The following is a 3,908-nucleotide window of genomic DNA, read 5'->3' as shown; positions in this document are numbered from 1 at the left end:
GATGCACATCAGCTTCAAAGTGAGAAGGAAATCCTGGAGAACTTAACGGCAAGGCTTTTTTCACTGGCGGAAAGTGACGAGAACAGGTAAAGGAGGCAAAATGTTTCAGATATTGATAGCAGATAGCGACAGAGCTTACAGAAGACGACTTTACCAACTGCTGAGGCGGGAAGGCTATTCTGTTCTTCAGGCTTCTGGCGGCGAAGATGTTTTGAAGGTGCTGGAGACATCGTATATTGACTTTATTATCCTTGGAGATAACCTGGTGGATCTGAATGTATATGAACTGATGGGACAGCTGCGGGATACGTATTCGGATATGCCATTGATGCTTTTGGCGGAGAAGAAAGAGCGGGATGGCCTCAGGAAAAGCTATATGGCTGGTGCAGATGAATATTTGACGAAGAATGTGGATGAAGAAGAACTTGTACTGAGAATTCGTGCGGTTCTTCGGAGATCTGGCAAGAATTATGATAAGAAGCTTCAGGTAGGGGATGTGATCCTGGATTGCGATTCTCTGTCCGTAACAAGGAAAGGGGACAGGCAGACCTTGCCTAGAAAGGAATTCTGGCTTTTATACAAACTGCTTTCTTATCCGGATAAGATTTTTACCAGAACCCAGTTGATGGATGAGATATGGGGACTGACGACAGAAACGTCACAGTCAACATTGAATGTACATGTCAACCGGCTGCGGAATAAATTCAGGAAGTATCCGGAGTTTGATCTGAAGGCGGTGCGCGGTATTGGATATAAGGCAGAAGTGCATGTTGATTAAGAGATCATTATAAAGCCTAACATACAGGCAGACTGACAGTGTCTGTCCGTATGTTAGGCTTTTGTCGATCTGGCGATAGTATAGGCTCAGATGTATAGAGGAAAATTAGAGTGTGTCATAGCGAACACAATCTGTCTTTTCAACAAACAGATCTTTGATGGCAGGCATCGCCTTAAAATGCGGTGTCTGCTGATGAGCCTTCAGACTGTCTTTATCTTCCCATATTTCCAGTAGAAAGAGCTGGTTATCGTTGTCAACAGGAAGAAAATAATGATAACGGATATTGCCTTTTTCTTGTCGGCAGGTTTAAGGAATAGTGGCAGCGTTTAACGCATCGTAGAAAGCTTTTGGCCGGATGCCGGGCTTCATGGCATAAGTAACATGTAATTCAATCATTTCGGCGCCTCCTTTTGTTGATTGCTATTTTGTCTATTGTTGTCAGTATAGCATGTTTTAACGTATTTTGCACTTTAATCCCTTAAATCCCTTAAATCCCTTAAATCCGAATCAAGCTAATGTGGTACTTGACAGATATTGGAAGATGTTTTATAGTCAAACAAGAGACTATGAAGAAGAGGGTATGATTATGCGCAATTTTATTTTTATTTCGCCACATTTTCCAACAAATTATGAGAATTTCTGTGTCCAGCTGCATGAAAATGGCGTGAATGTATTCGGGATTGGTGATACACCGTATGAAAACCTGACTGACTCCCTGAAGACAGCTTTGACAGAGTATTATAAGGTGGACAGCATGGAAGACTATGATCAGATGTATCGGGCGGTGGCTTTTCTATGTTATAAGCATGGATCAATGGATGGTCTTGAAAGCAATAATGAATACTGGTTGGAGCAGGATGCCAGACTGAGAACGGATTTTAATATTCCGGGAATGAAGACGGCTGACATGGAACATGTGAAGTATAAATCTAAAATGAAACCTTATTATGCAACGGCAGGTATTCCAACAGCCAGGTATCATCTGGTGACGGATTTGACGGAAAGTCTTGCTTTTGTTGAGAAGGTGGGATATCCGGTTATCGTGAAGCCGGATAATGGTGTCGGTGCGACAACGACTTATAAACTGAAGAGTGAGGATGAGCTGCGGGCATTCCATGAAGAAGATTTTCATGGTGTGCAATTTATTATGGAAGAGTTTGTGCCCGGAGAGATTTACTCTTATGATGCGATCATGAACAGTAAGGGAGAACCGATCTTTGAGACAGGCAATCATACCCCGATTTCTATCATGGATAGTGTCAATAATCACGATGACAGTGTGTTCTATATTGAAAAACATATTGCGGATGATGTTCGCGCAGCAGGCAGAGCAGCTGTGAAATCATTTGGCGTAAAGAGCCGTTTTGTTCATTTTGAATTTTTCAGATTGACAGAAGATCATGACTATCTTGGAAAAAAAGGAAAGATTATTGGTCTGGAAGTGAATTACAGGCCATCAGGCGGTTTCACACCGGATATGATTAATTATGCCTGCAGTACGGATGTCTACAAAGATTGGGCGGACATGGTTGCTTTTGATCGGCTGACAAAGGAAGAGTATCCGGATAAATACTATTGTGTTTCGGCAGGATGCAGAAAGGAAAAACATTATCTGCACAGCTATGAAGAAGTGATGGCTGCGTATAAGGATGACATTATGATGACAACAGAGCTTCCTGAAGTTCTGGCATCAGCGATGGGAGACAGACTTTATCTGGCACGCTTTGCAGAAAAAGAGGCCATGGATGCATTTATCAGCTATGTCTTTGCTACGGCGTAATGGCATTGAATCCTGAATAACAGATGAATAAAATACAGGGACATTTTCATGGCAGGTCATGAGAATGTCCCTGTTGTTATAAGCAGGCAGATGAACTCTCCATTCGGAATCAGTGCATGATAATATCCGCAAACTGTCCCCGGGTAACTTTGATCAGATCCTGAGGTGAGAGAATCAGCTGAACACCGAGACGCCCGCCGGAGATAATAATCGTGTCAAAATCGGCGGCCGATTCATGGATAAATGTCGGAAACTGCTTCTTCATGCCGATGGGGGTACAGCCGCCCCGGATATAACCGGTGATGGCATTGATATCTTTGACATGGATCAGTTCAACATTCTTCTCACCGGCAGCCTTGGCAGCGGCCTTTAAGTTCAGTTCCTTATCAACAGGGATAGCAAATACGAAATAATTCTTGCTTTTGCCGACAGTGACCAGTGTCTTGAAACTGCGTTCATAAGGCTGACCCAGCTGATCAGCAATATGGCAGCCGTCGATAAATTCATCACAGGTGTAGGTGTTCATTTCATAAGGAATTTTATTCTTATCCAAGATGCGCATAGCATTGGTTTTGGCTTCTTTACCCATTGTAAGTCCTCCTGTATTTTATGCATTGTTTAACATTGTCAATCGGTTATATTTTATAGTATTTTCATCAATATGTCCATCCGTAAAAATAGAAAACAACCAGCTGAAAAAATAAATCATAATTTTTGTTGCATGAAGTCGGTGAAGGTGTTACGATTAATAGGAATGTCAAAGAAAGGGAGAAAAAGATGGGAAAGATAGGATTCGATAATGAAAAATATTTGAATATGCAGTCAGAACATATCAGAGAGAGAATGGCTCAGTTCGGCGGCAAGCTTTATATGGAATTTGGCGGCAAGCTTTTTGATGATTATCATGCATCCAGAGTTCTTCCGGGATTTCAGCCGGATAGTAAGCTGCAGATGCTTTTGAAGTTAAAAGACCAGGCAGAGATTGTAATTGCAGTCAGTGCATCTGCTATTGATCAGCACAAGAAGAGAGGCGATATCGGTATTACCTATGATCAGGAAGTATTGAGACTCATCGACCTTTTCAGAAGTGTGGGGCTTTATGTAGGAAGTGTTGTGATCACACAGTATCAGGGACAGCAGTCCGCGGACGGATTTATTAAGCGACTGGGTGATCTTGGTGTGGCTGCATACAGACATTATATGATCGAGGGTTATCCGGCGAATATTCCGCTGATTGTCAGTGAGGATGGCTTTGGCAAGAATGATTATATTCCGACAGAGCGTTCACTGATCGTTGTGACAGCTCCGGGACCGGGGAGCGGCAAGATGGCAACATGCCTGTCTCAGCTG

General features: G+C 42.7%; 4 protein-coding genes and 1 pseudogene. 3 read left to right on the top strand and 2 right to left on the bottom strand.

Going from position 1 to position 3,908, the window contains the following annotated elements; genetic code table 11:
- Positions 1–100 precede the first annotated feature (100 nt).
- Positions 101–778 carry a response regulator transcription factor gene (locus WMO25_RS15925; protein WP_117529040.1) on the top strand — a complete coding sequence of 226 codons (678 nt, stop codon included), beginning with the start codon at positions 101–103 and terminating at the stop codon, positions 776–778.
- Between the two features lie 105 nt (positions 779–883).
- On the opposite strand, the pseudogene WMO25_RS18885 reads toward WMO25_RS15925, so the two are convergent.
- Positions 884–1,066 (bottom strand): annotated as a pseudogene (locus tag WMO25_RS18885) (putative quinol monooxygenase); the annotation flags it as partial.
- Between the two features lie 253 nt (positions 1,067–1,319).
- Between WMO25_RS18885 and WMO25_RS15920 the strand changes: the two are divergent.
- Entirely contained in the window at positions 1,320–2,558 is a 1,239-nt protein-coding gene (locus tag WMO25_RS15920) for an ATP-grasp domain-containing protein (protein WP_349086140.1), read from the top strand.
- A gap of 109 nt (positions 2,559–2,667) precedes the next feature.
- On the opposite strand, the gene ybaK is transcribed toward WMO25_RS15920, so the two are convergent.
- Positions 2,668–3,147 (bottom strand): Cys-tRNA(Pro) deacylase, encoded by a 480-nt coding sequence (gene ybaK, locus WMO25_RS15915; protein WP_015515010.1) that lies wholly within the window; start codon positions 3,145–3,147, stop codon positions 2,668–2,670.
- 188 nt (positions 3,148–3,335) lie between these two features.
- On the opposite strand from ybaK, the gene WMO25_RS15910 reads away from it, so the two are divergent.
- The coding region (locus tag WMO25_RS15910; RefSeq protein ID WP_349086139.1) for a DUF1846 domain-containing protein at positions 3,336–3,908 on the top strand (573 nt) is incomplete at its 3' end.

The sequence above is a fragment of the Coprococcus intestinihominis genome, assembly GCF_040096555.1.
Taxonomy (GTDB): Bacteria; Bacillota; Clostridia; order Lachnospirales; family Lachnospiraceae; genus Coprococcus_A; species Coprococcus_A intestinihominis.
The sequence above is the reverse complement of the archived record's forward strand: the minus strand, read 5'-3'. Positions and strand labels throughout refer to the sequence as shown.